The following is a 21,624-nucleotide window of genomic DNA, read 5'->3' as shown; positions in this document are numbered from 1 at the left end:
GTGGGCAGGGAAGTGCTGCTTGCCGACCAGACTTCCCGGCACACCTTGAGGGTCACGCAGTTTTGCTTAGTTTACCTAAAAGGGGCGCCCGGCGCGTTCTCGCGCCGGGCGCCCCTGTGAGCTGGGGAAACCTCAGTCCTCGCTGGGCGCCGCCGGGAGCTTCGCCTGGATGAGGTCCATGACCGTCGAGTCCGTCAGCGTCGTCACATCACCGAGCTGGCGGTTCTCCGCGACGTCCCGCAGCAGGCGCCGCATGATCTTGCCGGAGCGGGTCTTCGGCAGCTCCGCCACCGGCAGGATCCGCTTCGGCTTGGCGATCGGGCCGAGGGTGGCGCCGACGTGGTTGCGCAGACCGGCGACGAGGCCCTCGTCCTCGGCGTTCGCCGTGCCACGCAGGATCACGAAGGCGACGATCGCCTGGCCCGTCGTCTCGTCCGCCGCGCCGACGACGGCCGCCTCGGCGACCGACGGGTGCGAGACGAGCGCGGACTCCACCTCGGTGGTGGAGATGTTGTGCCCGGAGACGAGCATGACGTCGTCCACGCGGCCCAGCAGCCAGATGTCGCCGTCGTCGTCCTTCTTCGCGCCGTCACCGGCGAAGTACTTGCCCTCGAAGCGGGACCAGTAGGTGTCGAGGAAGCGCTGGTCGTCGCCCCAGATGGTGCGCAGCATCGACGGCCACGGCTCGGTGAGGACCAGGTAGCCGCCACCGCCGTTCGGGACCTCGTTCGCCTCGTCGTCCACGACGGTGGCGGAGATACCGGGCAGCGGTGTCTGCGCGGAGCCCGGCTTGGTGGCGGTGACACCGGGCAGCGGCGAGATCATCATCGCGCCGGTCTCGGTCTGCCACCAGGTGTCCACGATCGGCGTCCGGTCGGAGCCGATGTTCTTCCGGTACCAGATCCAGGCCTCGGGGTTGATCGGCTCACCGACCGACCCCAGCACCCGCAGGGAGGACAGGTCGAACTTCGCGGGGATGTCGTCGCCCCACTTCATGAACGTACGGATCGCCGTCGGCGCCGTGTACAGGATCGTCACCCCGTACTTCTGGATGATCTCCCAGAAGCGGCCCTGGTGCGGGGTGTCCGGCGTGCCCTCGTACATGACCTGCGTCGCGCCGTTGGCCAGCGGACCGTAGACGATGTACGAGTGCCCGGTGACCCAGCCGACGTCGGCCGTGCACCAGTAGACGTCGGTCTCCGGCTTGAGGTCGAAGACGGCGTGGTGGGTGTACGCGGTCTGGGTGAGGTAGCCGCCGGAGGTGTGCAGGATGCCCTTCGGCTTACCCGTCGTACCGGACGTGTACAGGATGAACAGCGGGTGCTCGGCGTCGAACGCCTCCGGCGTGTGCTCGGCCGACTGCCGCTCGACGATCTCGTGCCACCACACGTCGCGGCCTTCGGTCCAGGCGACTTCCTGGCCGGTACGGCGGACCACGAGCACGTGCTCGACGTTGTCCACCTTGCCGATCGCCTCGTCGACGGCCGGCTTGAGCGCGGACGGCTTGCCGCGCCGGTAGCCGCCGTCGGAGGTGATGACGACCTTGGCGTCGGCGTCCTGGATACGGGTGGCGAGCGCGTCGGCCGAGAAGCCGCCGAAGACGACGGAGTGCGCGGCACCGATCCGCGCGCACGCCAGCATCGCGATCGCCGTCTCCGGGATCATCGGCATGTAGACGGCGACCCGGTCACCCGCCTGAACGCCCAGCTCCAGCAGCGCGTTGGCGGCCTTGCTCACCTCGTCCTTGAGCTCGGCATAGGTGAGGGCACGGCTGTCACCGGGCTCGCCCTCGAAGTGGATGGCGACGCGGTCGCCGTTCCCCGCCTCGACATGCCGGTCCACGCAGTTGTACGCGACGTTGAGCTCGCCGTCCTTGAACCACTTGGCGAACGGCGGGTTCGACCAGTCCAGCGTCTCTGTCGGTTCCTTGGCCCAGGTCAGCCGCCGGGCCTGCTCGGCCCAGAAGCCGAGCCTGTCAGCCTTGGCCTGTTCGTACGCCTCTGCCGTGACGTTGGCGTTGGCGGCCAGGTCAGCCGGCGGCGCGAAGCGTCGCTCCTCCTTCAAGAGGTTGGCCAGGCTTTCGTTGCTCACGACATCTCCCTTTCCCAGGGTGTCCGTTGTGTCCCAGGCCACAGCTCATCAGACCCGGGGTGCCGATGACAAGGGCCGACGTGGAATTGGTTTAGACCTGTGGATGGGTGTGCTGAGGCATCCGGAGTCATCCGTACCCACGGACGCCGACGGGGCCGAGTTCAGCATGTGTCACGACTCTCACGTCCCAGTGCACCCGTGCCGCACGGAGACGGTCACGTCTTTCCTGGCCCGGGCGTGTCGGGACAGTCCGGCCGCCGGACACACCACGGGTGCGGACCCGCACCGAGCCGAGCCGCACACCCGTGGCGGACCGGTGCCGGTCAGGCGGACCGGTCTGCCGCCTCCGCATGATCGAACACCTTGGCCTCGTCCGCCTCGGTGAGCAGATACGCCTGTGCCTCACCCACGTGGAAGTACATCCCGTGCAGCTCCAACGCGCCGTCCCGCAGGGCCCGGGACACCGACTCGTGGGCGCGCAGATGCTCCAACTGCTGGACCACATTGGTCAGGCAGAGCTGCTCGACCGCGTCGGCCGGTGCCCGGTCCGCGAGCCGGGCCCACGGCCGGCTCTTGTCGGCCATGCACTCCAGGCTCGGCAGCCCGTGCCGCAGCCACCGCTTCAGCGGCGTCCGGGCGCCGCCGGGCTCGGCGTCGAGCAGCGCCTGCATGGCCCCGCACCCGGAGTGCCCGCACACCGTGATGGACCGCACCTGCAGCACGTCCACCGCGTACTCGATCGCGGCCGCCACCGAGTCGTCACCGCTCTCGTCCCCGGGGAGGGGGACGAGGTTGCCCACATTGCGCACCACGAACAGGTCGCCCGGACCACTGGAGGTGATCATCGACGTGACGAGCCGCGAGTCGGCGCAGGTGAGGAAGAGCTGGGACGGTCGCTGCCCCTCCCGGGCAAGCCGGGCCAGCTCACTGCGCACGAGCGGTGCGGTGTTTCGCTGGAACGCGCTGATGCCGCGCGCCAGTTGGTGTCCGCTCCGGCCGGCGGGGCCATGGGGCACACCCGGACCGGTCGGCCCGCCGGGGTGATCGGCGTCCGGCGCGGACTGCGGGCGCTCGCACCGGTGGTTGCGCCACGGCGTCCAGGGACGGCAGCGGCAGTCGACGGAGGACTCGCCGTGCTCCTCGTGGAACGGGGCGGGTTCGGCGAGGGTTCGGGTTCCGGTCCGGCGGCCGGTCACCTCGGCCGAGCCGCCCTGTGCGGTGTGCGTGTTCTGCCAGTCCTGCAGTGACTCGTACGCCGCGTGGTCCATGAACGACCCGTCCAACTCCACGACGGCTCGGGCGCCTTGGGGTACGAGATGCAGGGCCCGGCTGAGCCGTGGCACCGCGAGGAACGTCAACTGCCCTCGGACATGTACGTGATGGACTCCTTCCTTCTCCTCGTGCGTGATGCGGGTGCGGGCGAGGCGTTGCATGGCGACGGCGACGGCCACGGCGATCCCGAGCAGCACGCCTGTCAGGACGCCGAGGAACACCACGCCGAGTGTGGTGACGGCGTACACCAGCACTTCTCGGTGGCGGGTCACCGTGCGGATGTGGTGCAGGGACACCATCTGGATGCCGACGGCCATCACCAGGGCGGCGAGCGAGGCGAGCGGGATGAGCTCCAGGAGCGGGACCATCAGCAGCGCGGCGATCACTACGAGAACGCCGTGCAGCATCGTGGAGTTCCGGCTCACCGCGCCCGCGTTCACATTCGCCGAACTTCTCACGGCCACACCGGCGACCGGCAGTCCGCCGAGCGCGCCGGAGACGATGTTGGCGGCTCCCTGGCCGAGCAGTTCGCGGTCGAGGTCGGCGCGTTTGACGCGGGCGGTCAGCCCTGGTCTTGCGGCCACCAGCTTGTCCACGGCGACCGCGCCGAGCAGGGACTGCACGCTGCACACCAGTGTGGTGGTCAGCACGGCCGTGGTCAGGCCGAGCGCAGGCCCCTCGGGAAGACCGGCCAGGGCGTGGCTGCTCCAGGACGGCAGGTCGACCTTGGGCACGCCGATCCCCGAGAGCGAGGCGGCCGCGGTGGCGCCGGCCACGGCGACGAGCGCGGCCGGGATCCTGCGCAGCAGGCGCCCCGCCCGGCCGGGGATCCGCGGCCAGAGCAGCAGCAGGGTCAGGGTCAGCACGCTGACGGCCACGGCGGCGGGGTGCAGGTTCGCCAACTGGGCGGGCAGTGCCCGGAGGTTGGCGAGGACGGAGCTCTGCGGGGTGCCGCCGAGGACGATGTGCAGCTGGGCGACGGCGATGGTGACGCCGATTCCGGCGAGCATGCCGTGCACGATGGCGGGGCTGACGGCGAGCGCGGTGCGGGCCACGCGCAGGCAGCCGAGGCCCAGTTGGGCGAGGCCGGCGAGGACCGTGACGGCGCAGGTGGTACGCCAGCCGTAGCGGTGGATGAGGTCGGCGGTGACCACCGTGAGTCCCGCGGCGGGGCCGCTGACCTGCAGCGGACAGCCGCCGATCCGGCCGGCGACGAGCCCGCCGACCCCGGCGGCCACCAGGCCGGCCTGGAGCGGGGCGCCGGTGGCGAGGGCGATGCCCAGCGACAGCGGGAGGGCGATCAGGAAGACCGCGACCGCGGCGGACACGTCGGCACCCGCGATGCGGAAGCGGCGGCGCGGGCCCGGTGGCGGGCTGTGGGCCTGGTGGTCGGACTGGGGCCGACTCGGGTCGGTGGCGCGGATGGGGGCGCAGGCTGACATGTTTCCCGTCTCCTCCGGGCAGCGCGGTCGCGGATCAGGTCGTCCCCGCCGATGGGCGGGGGTCGGGACGCGGCCGTGGGTCACGGCGTGCAGCGGCGGGATGAATCAACGCTCGGTAAATGGATCGTAATTCAGAGTAAAGGCCAGGCATAGACTTTCCTGGCAAATGGGGTAATCGCTCACTCCAATGAGTGAAGCGGTCATTTCATCGGCTTGTCGTACTAATTCCTTCTCGGCCCCGTGCGACCTTGGCGGCGCTGTCGGGTTGCCCCGGCAAACCACCAGAAAACGCCCTCACCGGCGTTGGCCTGAGAGAAGGAAGAAGGTGAGCGGAACATGACCGCCACCCAGAGGATCGCCGTGGGCGTCGTGATCACCGCGTCCTGTGTCGCGTGGGTCGCCGGCTGTGCGATCGGCTCCAACGGTTCCAAGACAGGTGCTCTCGGTCCGCAGAAGGTCCGTCCGGTCCATGTGCACGGGAGCGCGGTCCGCCTGATCGGCGACGGCTCCACCGCGTACACCGGCGCCCAGCCGCATCTGCCAAGACCCGAGCGTCTGCGGCCCGGCCAGAAGCCCCCGCAGTTCGTCGTCTTCTCCTGGGACGGCGCCGGCGAGGACAGCCAGAAGCTGTTCTCCCACTTCCGCAAGCTCTCCAAGGCCAACCACGCGACCATGACGTACTTCCTCAGCGGCGTGTACATGCTGCCGGAGGACAAACGCGACCTCTACAAGCCCCCGGAGCACTCGGTGGGCAGCTCGGACATCGGCTTCAACGACGAGCAGGGCATCGCCGACACCGTGAAGCAGCTGCGTCTGGCGTGGCTGGAGGGCAACGAGATCGGCACCCACTTCAACGGCCACTTCTGCGGGAAGAACGGCGGGGTCGGCGAGTGGTCGGTCGCGCAGTGGATGAGCGAGATCGCACAGGCCAAGAAGTTCGTGAAGAGCTGGAAGACCAACTCCGGCATGGAGAAGGCGGCCCCCCTGCCCTTCGACTACGACAAGGAGCTCATCGGTGCGCGCACACCCTGTCTGGAGGGCCAGAAGAACTTCATGAAGGCCGCGAGCAAGCTGGGCTTCCGCTACGACACCAGCGGGGTCAACGAGCAGGTCTGGCCGAAGAAGAGGGAAGGGCTGTGGGACCTGTCGATGCAGCTCGTGCCCTTCCCGGGGCACTCCTATGAGCAGCTCACCATGGACTACAACTTCATGGTCAACCAGTCCGGCACGCAGACCCAGGGCGACCCCGACATGTTCGACCACTGGGGCGACCAGATGCGCGACGGCCTGCTCAAGGGCTTCCGCCGCGCCTACGAGGGCAACCGTGCGCCCCTGGTCATCGGCAACCACTTCGAGTCCTGGAACGGCGGCACCTACATGCGGGCCGTCGACGAGGTCGTCGAGACGGTCTGCAACAAGCCCGACGTGCGCTGTGTGTCCTTCCATCAGCTGGCCGACTGGCTGGACGCCCAGGACCCGCGGATCCTGGCGAAACTGCGCACTCTCAAGGTCGGCCAGGCGCCCAAGCAGGGCTGGGCGGCCTTCCTGTCGGGCCACCCGGCTCCGGCCCCGAAGGGCGCACCCGGGGCACCGGCCGTGAGGCGGTAGCCGTCAGGCGGAGGCGGCGACACCCTCACCGAGCACGAACCCGGGGTCGATCTGCGCGGCCAGGTCGGCCCCGGTGCGGGCATCGCCCCACGAGGCCGCGTTCTTCAGGTGGAAGTGCACCATCTGCCGCGTGTAGCGCTCCCAGTCGCGCAGCTCGTACGTCGCGTCCGTGGCGAGCTGGAGGGCGTGCAGGGCACGCCGGTTGGCGCCCTCCAGGAACTCGAACCTGAGCGGCCGCCCCCTCTCCATGGCGCGCACCCAGTCCGAGTGCCCGACCGTCATCAGCAGGTCGTCCCCGACCTCGGCGCGGAGGAAGTCGAGGTCGTCCGGCCCCTGCACCTTGTTGCCGACGACCTTCAGGACGACACCGTAGTCACGGGCGTACTCCTTGTACTGGCGATAGACGGAGACCCCCTTCCGGGTCGGCTCGGCGACGAGGAAAGTGATGTCGAAGCGGGTGAACATGCCGGAGGCGAAGGAGTCCGAGCCCGCCGTCATGTCCACCACGACGTACTCGCCGGGCCCGTCCACCAGGTGGTTCAGGCACAGCTCCACCGCTCCCGTCTTGGAGTGGTAGCAGGCGACCCCCAGGTCGGCGTCGGTGAAGGGGCCGGTGACCATCAAACGGACGGCGTTGCCGTCGAGTTCCACCTGCCGGGCACAGGCCTCGTAGACCGGGTTGTCCTCGCACACCCGCAGCAGCCGCGAACCCTCGCCGGGCGGGGTGGTCTTGATCATCGTCTCGGCGGAGGTGATACGGGGGTTGCAGCCGCGCAGATGGTCCTTGATCAGCGGCAGCCTCTCGCCCATCGCCGGCAGCGCGGCGGCCTCCGCCTCGTCGAGGCCCAGCGCGGCGCCCAGGTGCTGGTTGATGTCCGCGTCCACGGCGAGGACGGGCGCTCCGGTGGCCGCGAGATGACGGATGAACAGGGAGGACAGGGTCGTCTTGCCGCTGCCGCCCTTCCCGACGAAAGCAATTTTCATGTTCACGAAGGGTAGTCGGGCGATAGCTGTGTGTGGCAGACGGGCGTGAGGAAGACCACTCAATCGTGGGGTGCGCCCCGGGGGTGGCTAGTGTCGTACTCATGAGTACGACAGGCGCGAACGCCGATCCGCTCGCGGCCCTGGGCTCGCTGCCCGGGGTGGCCGAGTCCGTGGAATCCGTGCGCAAGGCCGTGGACCGGGTCTACGGGCACCGGGTCATGCGGCGCCGCAGCAACGAGATCACCTCCGAGGCGGCGCTGCGCGGTGCCCGCGGTTCTGCCGCGCTGTCCGGCGCCGACTGGGCCCTGGAGGAGGTGCGGCGGCGCACCGACTTCAGCGGTGACGACGACGCGCGCGTGATGGGCGCGGCCCTCAGGCTGACCGCGGAGGCGGGCCAACTGCTGTCCGTCTGGCGCCAGTCGCCCCTGCGGGTGCTCGCCCGGCTGCACCTGGTGGCCGCCGCCACCAACGGGGAGGAAGTCGGACGGCCGCGGCTGGCGGGCGAGCCGGTCGACGAGCCGCTGATCGAGCTGCCGTTGCCGGGCGCGGACGAGGTGCACGGCCGGCTCGAGGGCCTCGCGGAGCTGATCATCACCGGCAGCTCCGCGCCCGCCCTGGTGACGGCCGCAGTCGTCCACGGCGAACTCCTCGCACTGCGCCCCTTCGCGTCCCACAACGGCCTGGTCGCACGCACCGCCGAGCGCATCGTCCTGGTGGGCAGCGGCCTCGACCCGAAGTCCGTCTGCCCGGCCGAGGTGGGCCACGCCGAGCTGGGGCGCGCGGCCTACCTGGCGGCGCTCGAGGGGTACGTCTCCGGCACGCCGGACGGCATGGCCGCCTGGATCGCCCACTGCGGCAGGGCGGTCGAGCTGGGTGCGCGCGAGTCGACGGCCGTGTGCGAGGCGCTGCAACGCGGGGCGGCGTAGGGACCCCAGCAGGGTCCGGAAAAGGGTTGCGGCGGTACGAGGATTCGTACCGCCGCTGGCATGCTCACCGAGTTACCAAGCGTCCTCGATATGTTGCCCATCAGGCCGGGAACTTTGCCCGTCACCTGGTGTGGCTGGCCCGTAATCGACGGGTCGACGTCGCGTGGGTGCCCGGTGTTCATGCTTCGGTCCGTGGGGCCAAATGCGTTATTAAGGTGATCCTTTCGGATGTCCTTGGTCTCGCGGGCCGTTAACCCCTTTGTACTCCAGGTCCGAAGCAAGTGGAACCCCCGGCTGCACTTCTTTACTTTTGGTCTCAAATAGGCCATAAACGGGCGCCGGGATCTCGAACGGGGACTTGGTCCCGGTGAACCGACAGGTCAGACGATCGCCGCCCGCCGCCGACTGGCGTACCAGACAAGACCCGCGGTGGCCGCCGCGGCGCCTATCGCCGCGGCCGCCACGAGGGCCGGACGGGGCGGTACGGAGAATGCGGGGATCCGCTGCTTGAGCCTCACCGGCCGGTGGAAATCGAGAATCGGCCACCCGCGCGCGAGTGCCTCGCGGCGCAGCGCGCGATCCGGGTTCACGGCATGCGGAAGGCCGACCTCCCGCAGCATCGGCAGGTCGGTCGCCGAGTCGCTGTAGGCGTAGCAGCGGTCGAGGTCGTACCCCTCGGACCGGGCCAGTTCCTTGATCGCCTCGGCCTTCGTCGGGCCGTACGCGTAGTACTCCACCTCGCCGGTGTAGCAGCCGTCCTCGCCCACGACCATGCGTGTCGCCACCACGCGGTCCGCGCCGAGCAGCTCGCCGATCGGCTCCACCACCTCCGCACCCGAGGTCGACACGATGACGACGTCGCGGCCGGCGGTGTGGTGCTCCTCGATGAGGGAGGCGGCCTCGTCGTAGATGATCGGGTCGATCAGGTCGTGCAGGGTCTCGGCGACGATCTCCTTGACCTGCTGGACGTTCCAGCCGCGGACGAGCGAGGACAGGTACTCGCGCGTCCGCTCCATCTGGTGGTGGTCCATGCCGCCGACGAGGAAGACGAACTGGGCATATGCGGTACGCAAGGCGGCCCTGCGGTTGATCAGCCCGCCTTGGTAGAAGGACTTGCTGAAGGTGAGCGTGCTCGACTTCGCAATGACCGTCTTGTCCAGGTCAAAGAAGGCCGCTGTGCGGGGCAAGGAGTGGTTTTCCACGCCCCGAGCATAGGCGCAGCCCATTCGGCGTAAGGTGGGGCGCGTGGGTTTGCCTGAGAAGGGTCTCGGGTACACCATGGAAGTCACGGATCGTTCGCGACCGTGCTAACCCGGTCCGGCTCCTCCCCCCCCCCGAGTCGGCCGTGGAGACGACCCCCACTCTCCCCCCCGGTGGGGGTCGTCGCATGTCCGGGCGGGTTTTCCGGCTCTCTTTCACTTCCTGGCGCGGCTGTACGGCCGTCATGACGCGGCCGCGGCCGCGTCTTCCGCATGCCCATGATCCGTCACCGTGTGTAGCCGCCGGGCTGCGCTGAGGAAGGCGTGCATGGATGGGCACAGGGGTCACCGGTATGGGTGATGGCGTTATTCACAACCACCGAGTTGTCCACAGTTATCGACCATGATCCGCAGGATTTCCGGGATCGCTGCACCGTGATTCAAACGCGTCCCGCTCGCGCCGGGTTCAAGACCGGTTCCGGTTTGTCGGGCGGGTTCGGCCGGTTCGTATCGGCCGCTCATATGGAGACCGGTTGCCGGTTCTTCACACGTTTGGGAATCGCGGGGCCGCAGGGGCCGCGCGAGAGATGCAGCGAAGGGGGACTCAGACCGTGGCCGGAGCCGTCACACATGAACCGCCGCCCGCCGCCTCGGGGCGGCAGGCAGGACCATTGATCGTCACGGAGGACGTGGAACTCCTCGACGACCTGCTGCGCCTGTGCGCCGCGGCAGGAGCGACACCCGAGGTCCACCACTCGGTGCCGGAGCGCGCGGGCGGCTGGGAGGCAGCACCGCTCGTCCTGGTCGGCGACGACGCCGCGCGGCGGGTGCGCGGGGCCGCCCGCAGACGAGGAGTGGTGCTGGTCGGCCGCGACCAGGACGACTCCGGGGTCTGGCGCCGGGCCGTCGAGATCGGCGCCGACCACGTGCTGGTGCTGCCGGACGGCGAACAGTGGCTGGTCGACCGCATCGCCGATGTGGCCGAGGGCGTGGGCCGGCCCGCCCTCACGGTCGGCGTCATCGGAGGCCGAGGCGGGGCCGGGGCGTCCACGCTCGCGTGCGCCCTCGCCGTCACCTCCGCACGCGAGGGGCTGCGCACCCTGCTCGTGGACGCCGATCCGCTCGGCGGCGGACTCGACGTACTGCTCGGCGGCGAGAGCGCCGAGGGACTGCGCTGGCCCGCCTTCGCCGCCTCCCGCGGCCGGGTGGGCGGCGGCGCCCTGGAGGAGTCGCTGCCGCAGCTCCACTCGCTGCGGGTGCTCAGCTGGGACCGCGGCGACCGCATCGCCGTCCCGGCCCAGGCCGTACGGGCGGTGCTGGCCGCGGCCAGACGTCGGGGCGGCACCGTCGTCGTCGATCTGCCGCGCCGCATCGACGACGGGGTCGCCGAGGCGCTCGCCCAGCTCGATCTCGGCCTGCTGGTCGCCCCCGGCGAACTGCGCGCCGTCGCTGCGGCCGGACGGGTGGCGTCCGCCGTCGGCATGGTCCTGCGCGATCTGCGGGTCGCGGTACGAGGGCCGTACGCGCCCGGGCTGGACGACCGCGAGGTGGCCCGGCTGCTCGGACTGCCCCTGGCCGGCGAGCTGCCCGTGGAATCGGGGCTGCTGCGCCCCGGGGAGGGCAGGACCCCGCCCGCCGCGGACGGCCGCGGACCCCTGGCGCGCTTCTGCAAGCAGTTCTGGGAGCGGGCACTGACGGAGGCGGGGAGCGCATGAGCACGTACGCCGGAGGCCAAGGGACGGGCGGCTCCGGGGCCGCTTCGGCGAGGGGAGCCTCCAGAGCGGTGTGGCAGCCGGACGACAGGCCGCAGGTGCCGTCGTGGGCTGGACCGCGTTTGTCCCCGGGGGTGGTTGGGCGGCTGAGTGATGTGCGGCCCGCCGGCTCGGCGGGGCAATGGCGGCCGGGCGGTGATCCGGCATCCGCGGCCGTGGCTCCGGAGATGCCCTCCGGTCTCCTGGACGGCGTACGGCAGTGGCTCGTCGAGAGCGGGGCCGAGCCGACACCCGCCCGCGTCGCGCAGGCGCTGCGGGAGCAGGGGCGGGTCCTGGGGGACGCCGAAGTCCTCGGCGCGGCCGAGCAGTTGCGGTCCGAACTCGTCGGCAGCGGGCCACTCGAACCGCTGCTCGCCGATCCGTCGGTCACCGACGTGCTGGTGTCCGCCCCGGACCGGGTCTGGGTCGACCGGGGCGGCGGACTGGAGCTGACATCGGTCTCCTTCCCCGACGCGGCCGCCGTACGACGTCTCGCGCAGCGCCTGGCCGCGGTGGCCGGGCGGCGGCTCGACGACGCACGGCCATGGGCCGACGCCCGGCTGCCCGACGGGACGCGGCTGCATGCGGTGCTCCCACCGGTGGCCGTCGGCTGCACCTGTCTGTCGCTGCGCGTCGTACGGCCCCGGGCGTTCACGCTCGACGAGCTGGTCGCGGCGGGCACGGTACCGCCCGGCGGTGACCGCGTGCTGCGGGCACTGCTCGAGGCACGGCTGTCATTCCTCGTCAGCGGCGGAACGGGCAGCGGCAAGACGACTCTGCTGAGCGCGCTGCTGGGCCTGGTCGGACGCGGCGAGCGGATCGTGCTCGCCGAGGACTCCGCGGAGCTGCGGCCGGACCATCCGCACGTCGTACGGCTGGAGACCAGACCCGCCAACCAGGAGGGCGCGGGCCTCGTCACGCTCCAGGACCTGGTGCGGCAGGCGCTGCGGATGCGGCCGGACCGGCTGGTGGTGGGCGAGGTGCGCGGGCCCGAAGTGGTGCATCTGCTGGCCGCGTTGAACACCGGCCACGAGGGCGGGTGCGGCACCGTCCACGCGAATGCCGCCGCCGGTGTACCGGCCCGGCTCGAGGCGCTCGGTACGGCGGCCGGGCTCGACCGGGCCGCGCTGCACAGCCAGTTGGCGGCGGCGCTGTCGGTGGTCCTGCATCTGGTGCGGGACCGAACCGGACGGCGGCGGATCGCCGAGGTGCACGTCTTGGAGCGGGATCCGTCGGGGCTGGTGCGGACGGTGCCGGCGCTGCGGTGGGGGGAGAAGGCGTTCGTGCGTGAGCAGGGCTGGGAGCGGCTGCGGGAGTTGCTCCACGGCGAGTCCGGCGAGGCCGGCGAATCCTTGGAAGGGGGACGTCATGGGTGAGACGGCGATGGGGGCGGCAGTGCTGTGCGTCGGTGCGGCGGCGCTGCTGAGGGGCGGATGGCACTCCGGGGCGCGGCGGGCGGAGCTGTTGCTCGCGGGCGGCGGGGCGGTGAGCAGCGGGCCGCCGCCCTGGCGGGAGGTCGCCGGAGGGCTGCGGCGGATCCGCGGGCGGCTGCGGCCCGAGTGGTGGGCGGCGGCCGTCGGGGTGGTGCTGGCGCTGCTGGGTGCATCGGTGCTGCCGGTCGTCGCGGGGGCGGCCGGGGTGCCGTTGCTGCGGCGCATGCGGCTGGCCGCGGAGGCCAGGCGGGCCCGGGAGCGCCGCGGGGACGCGGTGATCGCGCTGTGCGGGGCGCTCGCCGGGGAGGTGCGGGCCGGGCGGCAGCCGGGGGATGCGCTGCCGCGTGCCGCGCGGGACTCAGGCGGGCTCGGGAGCGCGCAGGCGGCGGTGCTGGCGGCGGCGCGGTTCGGCGGCGATGTCCCGGACGCGCTCGCGGGGGCGGCACGGCAACCGGGCGCCGAGGGACTGCTGGGCCTCGCCGCCTGCTGGCGGGTGGCCGTGGACCAGGGCGCGGGCCTCGCCGCCGGACTCGACCGGCTCGAGGGGGCGCTGCGTGCCGAGCGGGACCAACGCGCGGATCTGCGCGCCCAGTTGGCCGGGGCGAAGTCCACGGCGGTGATGCTCGCGGGGTTGCCCGCTCTGGGCCTCGCCCTGGGGACGGCCCTCGGAGCCGACCCCCTGCATGTGCTGCTGCACACCGGGGCCGGGCTGGGCTGTCTGCTGGTCGGCGGTCTGCTGGAGGGCCTCGGGATGTGCTGGGCGATGCGGATCGTGCGGCGGGCGGAGGCGGCGTGAACACGGAAGTTGTCCACAGGCTGGGGGCGGCCGTGGGGATGTTGCTCGTCCTCGGGTGGCTGCTGCGCCGGCTGGAGGCCGTACGGCGTGAACGGAGAGTGCGCAGGCGGCTGGCCGGGCTGGTGGCCGCCGAGGCGGTGCAGAGCCGGCCGCGCTTCGAGGCACGGGATGCGGCGCGGCGGTGGCTGCCCGCGGTGGGTGTGGTGGGCGCCGGATGGGTCCTGGTCGGCGGCCCCACCGGACTCGTGGTGGGGCTGGCCGTCGCGGGCGGGCTGTGGCGGTGGCGTGGCCGGCAGGCGGCAGGGAGCGACCCGGAAGCGTACGACCCGGCGGAGGCGGCCCGTCAACTTCCGCTCTCGGCCGATCTGGTGGCTGCCTGCATCGCCGCAGGTGCCGGGCCCGTGGTCGCGGCACAGGCCGTGGGCGAAGCCCTGGGCGGTCCCGTCGGGGACGCGCTGGCACGAGGTGCGGCCGAGGTGCGGCTCGGCGGCGAACCGGCCGAGGCCTGGCGGCGGCTGGCCGAGCTGCCGGGCGCAGGAGCCCTCGCCCGGCTGCTGGAACGGGCCGACGTGTCCGGACTCCCCGCCGCCACACCGGTCGCACGGCTCGCGGCGGACGTCCGCGCCGACCGGTCGCGCAACGCGACGGCACGCGCGCGGCGGGCGGCCGTCATGGTCACCGCACCGGTGGGCCTGTGCTTCCTGCCCGCCTTCATCACGGTCGGCGTGGTGCCCGTGGTGATCGGGCTCGCGGGCGGGGTGCTGGGAGGGGGTGGTGGATGACGGGACGGGGCTGACGGCGCACGGCGCCGGCATCGAGCACTGAAGGGTCGACGGAACTGAACCTCACGGGGGTTGAGATGGACAAGGCAGTACGGGCGCGGCTGCGTGCCTGGGTGTGCAGGGCGCGTGCGGCGCGCAGGGACGCGGGGATGGTCACCTCGGAGTACGCGATGGGGATCGTCGCGGCGGTGGCGTTCGCGGTGGTCCTCTACAAGGTGGTGACCAGCGGACAGGTCAGCGCGGAGCTGCAGGACATCGTGAAGCGGGCGCTCGATGCGCAGATGTGAGCGGGGCGGGGACAGGGGGTTCGTGACGGCGGAGTCGGCCATGGTGCTGCCCGTGCTGGTGATGTGCGCGATGGCCCTGGTGGGGGCGCTGCTGGTCGTGGCCGCACAGATCCAGTGCGTGGACGCGGCCCGGACCGCAGCGCGTGCGGCGGCCCGCCAGGACCCGGGCGACAAGGTCGTCCAGGTGGCTCGTGAGGCGGCCCCGCGCGGCGCGAGGGTGACGGTCGACCGGGAGGGGGACCAGGTCCGCGTGGTCGTGGTGGCCAGACCGCTGCTGCTGCGCGGTCTGCCCTTCGACGTACGGGAGGAGGCCGTGGCCGCGGCGGAGGAGACCGTGGGGGTGGGGCCGTGACCGGCGGCTTCTTCACCCGTCGGTGGGCCGCCGTCCGGGGCGGGGACCGCGGTTCCGCCACCGTGTGGAGCCTGGGTGCGATCACCGTGCTGTGCGTGGTGTTCGGGGTCGTGCTCGCCCTGGGGCAGGCCGTCGTGGTCCGGCACCGTGCAGCCGGCGGTGCGGACCTCGCGGCGCTCGCGGCGGCGGACCACTGGGCGGACGGCACCGCGACGGCCTGCGCCCGGGCCGGCCGGGTGGCCCGGGCGCAGGGCATCCGGCTGGTGCGGTGCGTGGTGGTCGGCGAGGTCTCGGACGTGACGGCGGGGTCGGGACGGGGGCCGTTCGCGGCGGAGGTCAGGGCACGGGCGGGACCCGCGGGGCCCCCGGATCAGGCGCTGCCTCGGCCTTCTGGTCCGGCGCTCCCGCCACCGGGTCTTCCACGGTCCTCTCCTCCGGCGCTCCCCGCAACAGCACCGTGAGCAGCCGCACCGCCCCCCTTTTGTGCAGCGGGTCATTGCCGTTGCCGCACTTGGGGGACTGGATGCAGGACGGGCAGCCGGCCTCGCACTCGCAGGACGCGATGGCCTGGCGGGTGGCGGTGAGCCAGGCACGGGCGGTGTGGAAGGCGCGCTCGGCGAAGCCCGCGCCGCCCGGATGGCCGTCGTAGACGAAGACCGTGGGGAGGAGGGTGTCGGGGTGCAGCGGGACGGAGACCCCGCCGATGTCCCAGCGGTCGCAGGTCGCGAAGAGGGGCAGCATGCCGATCGACGCGTGCTCGGCGGCGTGCAGGGCGCCGCCGAGGATCTCCGGGTCGATCCGGGCCTCGTCCAGCTGGTCCTCGGTGACCGTCCACCACACCGCGCGCGTGCGCAGCGTACGAGGAGGGAGATCGAGTTTCGTCTCGCCCAGGACCTCGCCGGTGATGAGCCGACGGCGCAGGAAGGAGACCACTTGGTTGGTGACCTCGACGGAGCCGTAGCACAGGCGCCCGTCGCCCCAGGGGATCTCGGTGTCCGTCTCCAGGAGGGTGATGGACGTCGTGTCGCGGGCGACCGTCGAATACGACGGGCTCGCCTCCGTGACCAGGGCCACCGAGTCCTCCAGGTCCAGGGAGCGCACGAGATACGTACGGCCCTGGTGGAGGTGGACCGCGCCCTCGTGGACGGTGGTGTGGGCGGCGCCCGCGTCGACGGTGCCGAGCAGGCGGCCCGTGCCGGACTCGACGATCTGGACCGGCCGGCCGCCCTCGCCGCGGATGTCGGTGAGGTCGGCGGCCCGTTCCCGGCGTGTCCAGTGCCAGGCCTTCGTACGGCGACGGAGCAGCTGCGCGGCCTCCAGCTGCGGCAGCAGCTCCTCGCAGGCGGGGCCGAAGAGCTCGAAGTCCTCGTCGGTCAACGGCAGTTCCGCGGCGGCTGCGCACAGGTGCGGGGCCAGGACGTACGGGTTGTCGGGGTCGAGGACCGTGGACTCCACGGGCTGGTCGAACAGGGCCTCGGGGTGGTGGACGAGGAAGGTGTCCAGCGGGTCGTCACGGGCGACCAGGACGGCCAGCGCGCCCTGCCCGGAGCGTCCGGCGCGGCCCGCCTGCTGCCACAGGGACGCGCGGGTGCCCGGATATCCGGCGATCACCACGGCGTCCAGCCCGGAGACATCGATGCCGAGTTCGAGCGCGGTGGTCGCGGCCAGGCCGAGGAGTTCGCCGGAGTGCAGGGCCTGCTCCAGGGCGCGGCGCTCCTCGGGGAGATAGCCGCCGCGGTACGCCGCGACACGCCGGGCGAGGGAACGGTCGACCTCGGCGAGGCGTTCCTGGGCGATCACCGAGATCAGCTCGGCGCCGCGCCGGGACCGCACGAAGGCGACCGAGCGGACCCCCTGCACGGTGAGGTCGGTCAGCAGGTCGGCCGTCTCGGCGGTGGCGGTACGGCGGACGGGTGCACCCTTCTCACCCTGCAACTCGGTGAGCGGGGGCTCCCAGAGGGCGAACACCAGTTCACCGCGCGGTGAGGCGTCGTCGGCCACCTCGACCACCGGGAGGCCCGTCAGCCGGCGGGCGGCGACCGAGGGCTCCGCGGCGGTCGCGGAGGCCAGCAGGAAGACCGGTGAGGCGCCGTAGCGGGCGCACAGGCGGCGCAGACGGCGCAGCACCTGGGCGACATGCGAGCCGAAGACACCCCGGTAGGTGTGGACCTCGTCGATGACCACGTACTTCAGCGACTTCAGGAAGGAGGACCAGCGGGGGTGGGACGGCAGGATGCCGCGGTGCAGCATGTCCGGGTTGGTCAGGACGTAGTTGGCGTACTGACGGACCCATTCGCGTTCCTCGAACGGCGTGTCCCCGTCGTACACCGCAGGACGTACGGCATTTCCCAGAGGTTGTGAAAGTTCCTTCACGGATCGGCACTGGTCCGCCGCAAGAGCCTTCGTGGGAGCCAGGTACAGGGCGGTGCTCCCGCGGCCGTTGGGGGCCTCGGAGCCGTCCAGGAGCGTCGAGAGCACCGGGACGAGGTACGCCAGCGACTTGCCGGACGCCGTGCCCGTGGCGACGACCACCGAGTCGCCGTCCAGCGCATGCTCGGCGGCGCATGCCTGGTGGGCCCAGGGGTGCTCGATGCCACAGGCCTGCACCGCGGCGATGACCTCCGCGCGAATCCGGTCAGGCCAGACGGCATGCCTTCCCTCGCGCGGGGGCAAGTGCTCCGTATGAGTGATGCGCGAAGCCCGGCTCGGCCCGGAGGCGAGCCGGCCCAGGACCGTGCCCGGGGCGAGCCGGGAGACGGGTTCCGTCGGGGATCGATCGGATCGGTGATTCTTGGCCATCGGCACCGAGTGTGTCACCGGCGTGACGGACAATGGGACCAAGGCGTCGTGCACGCCTGCCGTAAGTGATTGAATGCCATCGCGGCTGGCGAACCGTTCCGGGGGCTCTGCCGAGGTGTCCCGAGGGGCGACCGCTCGAGTAGCAAGGTGCTGGAGGATCCGTGGACCTGTCCCTGTCGACCCGTACCGTCGGCGATCGTACGGTCGTCGAGGTCGGTGGCGAAATCGACGTATATACCGCGCCCAAGCTGCGTGAGCAGCTGGTCGAGCTGGTGAACGACGGGAGTTTCCACCTCGTCGTCGACATGGAGGGCGTGGACTTCCTCGACTCCACCGGGCTCGGCGTGCTGGTCGGCGGCCTGAAGCGGGTGCGTGCCCATGAGGGCTCGCTGCGCCTGGTCTGCAACCAGGAGCGCATTCTGAAGATCTTCCGCATCACCGGCCTCACCAAGGTGTTCCCGATCCACACCTCGGTCGAGGAAGCGGTGGCGGCCACCGACTGACCACCGCCCCACGGAGCGGGACAAGGACCGTTCCCAAGGCGGAAGAAGTTCAATGAGGGGGTCCGGGCTTTCGGCAGCCCGGCCCCCCGACAGCACGCCCGTAGTTCTGAGGGGGATGCATGGCCACCGTTGAACTCCGCTTCAGCGCGCTGCCCGAGCACGTCAGGACCGCCCGACTGGTGGCGGCAGCGGTGGCGCGCAGGGCCGGAGTGGACGAGGCCGTCCTCGACGAGGTCAGACTCGCCGTCGGCGAGGCCTGCAGTCGTGCCGTCGGACTGCACCAGAGCGCCGGAATCACGGCGCCCGTGAAGGTGCAGCTGGTCGAGGAGGAGAAACAGTTCTCCATCGAGGTCGGCGACGAGGCACCACGCTCGTCCCCCGGAGACGGGGCGCCGGGCTCGGCGGGTGAGGACGTGGAGACCGAGGAGGACGAAATGGGCCTCGCGGTCATCAGCGGTCTCGTCGACGACGTGGAGGTGTCCGCCGGCGCGCACGGCGGGCTGATCCGTATGACCTGGCCGACCACACCGCCCACCGCGGTGCTCACCTGACTCCCCCTTCGTAAGACCTCCGAGGGCCCTGCTGAGCAGGGCCCTCGGTGTTTTTCCGGCCGTTATCGGGAATTCGTGAAGGAATTCACGATCATTACCTGATAATTGGATCAAGCGTCAATGCAGGCGTCAATGCCTTTGAGGCATTACCTCTTTCGGGTTCTGTGGCTTGACGTCGATCATTTGCTGAAGAGCATGTGAAGGCCAATTCCGTTTACCGCGGACTGTTTTGATCAGGTCTCGGTACCTACAATCCGTCCACATCTTGAGCTCAGCCCAAGCGTCAAGGAGGACGAATGGCGGGGCTTTCTACCCCTCATCAGTTTGACCACCCCACGACCCTCGCAGCCGCAGTACTGACGGACGACAACCGGATCATCGTGACGGCCATCGGGGTCGTCGCGCTGGCCGCGCTCGTGGTCGCAGGCATCCTGGTACGCCAGGTGCTCGCGGCGGGCGAGGGCACCGACCGCATGAAGGAGATCGCAGGAGCGGTCCAGGAAGGGGCGAACGCCTATCTGGCCCGGCAGCTGCGCACGCTCGGCGTATTCGCCGTCGTCGTGTTCTTCCTGCTCATGCTGCTGCCCGCGGACGACTGGAATCAGCGCGCCGGACGATCGATCTTCTTTCTGATCGGCGCGGCGTTCTCGGCGGCCACCGGCTATATCGGTATGTGGCTCGCCGTGCGCAGCAATGTCCGTGTCGCCGCGGCGGCCCGGGAAGCGACCCCGGCGGAGGGTGAGCCGGAAAAGGATCTCACCGCCGTCTCGCACAAAGCCATGAAGATCGCTTTCCGTACGGGCGGCGTCGTCGGCATGTTCACAGTGGGGCTCGGTCTGCTGGGCGCCTCCTGCGTGGTGCTGGTGTACGCGGCCGACGCGCCGAAAGTGCTCGAAGGCTTCGGCCTCGGGGCCGCCCTGATCGCCATGTTCATGCGTGTCGGCGGCGGCATCTTCACCAAGGCCGCCGACGTCGGCGCCGACCTGGTCGGCAAGGTCGAGCAGGGCATTCCGGAGGACGATCCGCGCAATGCCGCGACCATCGCCGACAACGTGGGCGACAACGTCGGCGACTGTGCGGGCATGGCGGCCGACCTGTTCGAGTCGTACGCCGTGACCCTGGTCGCCGCGCTGATCCTCGGCAAGGCGGCCTTCGGTGACGCCGGACTCGCCTTCCCCCTGCTGGTGCCCGCGATCGGCGTGATCACGGCGATGATCGGCATCTTCGCCGTGGCTCCGCGCCGTGCGGACCGCAGCGGCATGTCCGCGATCAACCGCGGTTTCTTCATCTCCGCGGTGATCTCGCTCGCGCTGGTCGCGGCGGCCGTCTTCACCTATCTCCCGTCCACGTACGCGGACCTCGACGGCGTCACCGACGCCGCCATCAAGGCCAAGGACGGCGACCCGCGGATCCTCGCGGTGGTCGCGGTGGCGATCGGCATCCTGCTGGCCGCTGTCATCCAGCAGCTGACCGGCTACTTCACCGAGACCAACCGCCGGCCGGTCATGGACATCGGCAAGACCTCGCTGACCGGCCCGGCCACCGTCGTCCTCGCCGGTATCTCGGTCGGTCTCGAGTCGGCCGTCTACACCGCCCTGCTGATCGGCCTCGGCGTGTACGGGGCGTTCCTGCTCGGCGGTACGTCGATCATGCTCGCGCTGTTCGCGGTGGCGCTGGCCGGCACCGGCCTGCTCACCACCGTCGGCGTGATCGTCGCGATGGACACCTTCGGGCCCGTCTCCGACAACGCGCAGGGCATCGCCGAGATGTCCGGCGACGTCACGGGCGCGGGCGCCCAGGTGCTCACCAACCTGGACGCGGTCGGCAACACCACGAAGGCCATCACCAAGGGCATCGCCATCGCCACCGCGGTCCTCGCGGCGTCGGCGCTCTTCGGGTCGTACCGTGACGCGATCACGACCGGCGCGCAGGACGTCGGCGAGAAGCTCTCCGGAGCGGGCGCCCCGATGAGCCTGATGATGGACATCTCGCAGCCCAACAACCTCGTCGGCCTGATCGCGGGCGCGGCGGTCGTCTTCCTCTTCTCGGGGCTGGCGATCAATGCGGTCTCGCGGTCGGCGGGTTCCGTGGTCTACGAGGTGCGCCGGCAGTTCCGTGAGAAGCCCGGGATCATGGACTTCACGGAGAAGCCGGAGTACGGCAAGGTCGTCGACATCTGCACCAAGGACGCCCTGCGGGAGCTGACGACGCCGGGTCTGCTGGCGGTCATGGCGCCCATCGCCATCGGGTTCACGCTCGGTGTCGGCGCGCTCGGCGCGTTCCTGGCCGGCGCGATCGGTTCGGGCACGCTGATGGCGGTGTTCCTCGCCAACTCAGGCGGCGCCTGGGACAACGCCAAGAAGCTCGTCGAGGACGGCCACCACGGCGGCAAGGGCAGCGAGGCCCATGCCGCGACGGTGATCGGCGACACGGTCGGCGACCCCTTCAAGGACACCGCGGGTCCCGCGATCAATCCGCTGCTGAAGGTGATGAACCTGGTGTCGCTGCTCATCGCGCCCGCGGTGATCAAGTTCAGTTACGGCGACGACAAGAACCTCGGGGTACGGATCGCCATCGCAATCCTCGCCCTGCTTGTCATCGTCGGGGCGGTCTACGTCTCCAAGCGGCGCGGGATCGCCGTGGGCGACGAGGGCGGCGCCGAGCGGGTGTCCAACTCGGCCGATCCTGCGGTGGTTTCGTAGGCGGCTCCACGAGGTCCGGCTCAAGAGGCGGGCGGGCGGCGCGTGTTGACGCGCCGCCCGCCCGCCTCGTGTTTTCACACCCTCACCGTGAGGCTTCTCTCGCCTGGTGTAATTGGTCACAAAAGGTGCCATAGTCGTCGTTCGGC

16 protein-coding genes and 1 pseudogene are annotated in these 21,624 nt (G+C 71.0%); 12 read left to right on the top strand and 5 right to left on the bottom strand.

What is annotated here, in order from left to right; genetic code table 11:
* Positions 1-132: 132 nt before the first annotated feature.
* Together acs and ACWCRD_RS04525 are read right to left on the bottom strand one after the other, a co-directional pair.
* On the bottom strand, positions 133-2,091 hold the full coding sequence (acs, locus tag ACWCRD_RS04530) for an acetate--CoA ligase (RefSeq protein WP_450964483.1): 1,959 nt from the start codon (positions 2,089-2,091) through the stop codon (positions 133-135).
* A 323-nt stretch (positions 2,092-2,414) separates the two neighbouring features.
* Positions 2,415-4,805: a SulP family inorganic anion transporter gene (locus tag ACWCRD_RS04525; protein WP_450964482.1), complete on the bottom strand. Its 2,391-nt coding sequence runs from the start codon at positions 4,803-4,805 to the stop codon at positions 2,415-2,417.
* 336 nt (positions 4,806-5,141) lie between these two features.
* Between ACWCRD_RS04525 and ACWCRD_RS04520 the strand changes: the two genes are divergently transcribed.
* Positions 5,142-6,413, top strand: a complete 1,272-nt coding sequence (locus ACWCRD_RS04520) for a hypothetical protein (protein WP_450964481.1) — start codon at positions 5,142-5,144, stop codon at positions 6,411-6,413.
* Positions 6,414-6,416: 3 nt separating this feature from the next.
* Here ACWCRD_RS04520 and ACWCRD_RS04515 read toward each other — a convergent pair whose 3' ends face one another.
* Complete coding sequence (locus ACWCRD_RS04515) at positions 6,417-7,397, bottom strand: ATP-binding protein (protein ID WP_450964480.1); 981 nt, start codon at positions 7,395-7,397, stop codon at positions 6,417-6,419.
* Positions 7,398-7,498: 101 nt separating this feature from the next.
* Between ACWCRD_RS04515 and ACWCRD_RS04510 the strand changes: the two genes are divergently transcribed.
* The gene (locus ACWCRD_RS04510; RefSeq protein WP_450964479.1) at positions 7,499-8,323 is read left to right on the top strand and encodes an oxidoreductase; all 825 of its coding nucleotides are present in this window, start codon (positions 7,499-7,501) and stop codon (positions 8,321-8,323) included.
* 380 nt (positions 8,324-8,703) lie between these two features.
* Here the strand turns inward: ACWCRD_RS04510 and ACWCRD_RS04505 are convergent, their stop codons facing one another.
* Positions 8,704-9,549 (bottom strand): HAD family hydrolase, encoded by an 846-nt coding sequence (locus tag ACWCRD_RS04505; protein WP_450964478.1) that lies wholly within the window; start codon positions 9,547-9,549, stop codon positions 8,704-8,706.
* Between the two features lie 584 nt (positions 9,550-10,133).
* On the opposite strand from ACWCRD_RS04505, the gene ssd reads away from it, so the two are divergent.
* The 7 genes and pseudogenes from ssd to ACWCRD_RS04470 form a co-directional block, all read left to right on the top strand.
* Positions 10,134-11,237 carry a septum site-determining protein Ssd gene (ssd, locus tag ACWCRD_RS04500; protein WP_344405929.1) on the top strand — a complete coding sequence of 368 codons (1,104 nt, stop codon included), beginning with the start codon at positions 10,134-10,136 and terminating at the stop codon, positions 11,235-11,237.
* A 224-nt stretch (positions 11,238-11,461) separates the two neighbouring features.
* On the top strand, positions 11,462-12,649 hold the full coding sequence (locus tag ACWCRD_RS04495; protein ID WP_450964477.1) for a TadA family conjugal transfer-associated ATPase: 1,188 nt from the start codon (positions 11,462-11,464) through the stop codon (positions 12,647-12,649).
* Positions 12,642-13,502 (top strand): type II secretion system F family protein, encoded by an 861-nt coding sequence (locus tag ACWCRD_RS04490; protein WP_450964476.1) that lies wholly within the window; start codon positions 12,642-12,644, stop codon positions 13,500-13,502. Before ACWCRD_RS04495 ends, ACWCRD_RS04490 begins: the two co-directional genes overlap by 8 nt.
* Positions 13,499-14,284, top strand: a complete 786-nt coding sequence (locus ACWCRD_RS04485; RefSeq protein ID WP_450964475.1) for a type II secretion system F family protein — start codon at positions 13,499-13,501, stop codon at positions 14,282-14,284. The genes ACWCRD_RS04490 and ACWCRD_RS04485 overlap by 4 nt, the downstream gene beginning before the upstream one ends.
* A 77-nt stretch (positions 14,285-14,361) precedes the next feature.
* Positions 14,362-14,571, top strand: coding sequence for a DUF4244 domain-containing protein (locus tag ACWCRD_RS04480; RefSeq protein ID WP_450964474.1), 210 nt, complete (start codon positions 14,362-14,364; stop codon positions 14,569-14,571).
* The gene (locus ACWCRD_RS04475; RefSeq protein WP_450964473.1) at positions 14,558-14,923 is read left to right on the top strand and encodes a TadE family type IV pilus minor pilin; all 366 of its coding nucleotides are present in this window, start codon (positions 14,558-14,560) and stop codon (positions 14,921-14,923) included. Before ACWCRD_RS04480 ends, ACWCRD_RS04475 begins: the two co-directional genes overlap by 14 nt.
* A pseudogene (locus ACWCRD_RS04470) lies at positions 14,920-15,318 on the top strand (Rv3654c family TadE-like protein); the annotation flags it as partial. The gene ACWCRD_RS04475 and the pseudogene ACWCRD_RS04470, both read left to right, overlap by 4 nt.
* Here the strand turns inward: ACWCRD_RS04470 and ACWCRD_RS04465 are convergent.
* Positions 15,260-17,722 carry a DEAD/DEAH box helicase gene (locus tag ACWCRD_RS04465; RefSeq protein WP_450964472.1) on the bottom strand — a complete coding sequence of 821 codons (2,463 nt, stop codon included), beginning with the start codon at positions 17,720-17,722 and terminating at the stop codon, positions 15,260-15,262. The pseudogene ACWCRD_RS04470 and the gene ACWCRD_RS04465 overlap by 59 nt on opposite strands.
* A gap of 161 nt (positions 17,723-17,883) precedes the next feature.
* On the opposite strand from ACWCRD_RS04465, the gene bldG reads away from it, so the two are divergent.
* From bldG to ACWCRD_RS04450, 3 genes are all read left to right on the top strand, one after another.
* Positions 17,884-18,225, top strand: a complete 342-nt coding sequence (bldG, locus tag ACWCRD_RS04460) for an anti-sigma factor antagonist BldG (protein ID WP_003975386.1) — start codon at positions 17,884-17,886, stop codon at positions 18,223-18,225.
* Between the two features lie 119 nt (positions 18,226-18,344).
* Positions 18,345-18,776 (top strand): ATP-binding protein, encoded by a 432-nt coding sequence (locus tag ACWCRD_RS04455; RefSeq protein ID WP_450964471.1) that lies wholly within the window; start codon positions 18,345-18,347, stop codon positions 18,774-18,776.
* 296 nt (positions 18,777-19,072) lie between these two features.
* Complete coding sequence (locus ACWCRD_RS04450) at positions 19,073-21,478, top strand: sodium-translocating pyrophosphatase (protein ID WP_450964470.1); 2,406 nt, start codon at positions 19,073-19,075, stop codon at positions 21,476-21,478.
* Positions 21,479-21,624 lie beyond the last annotated feature (146 nt).

Source organism: Streptomyces sp. NPDC002092, assembly GCF_053593775.1.
This window is presented reverse-complemented; position numbering and strand designations above follow the sequence as displayed.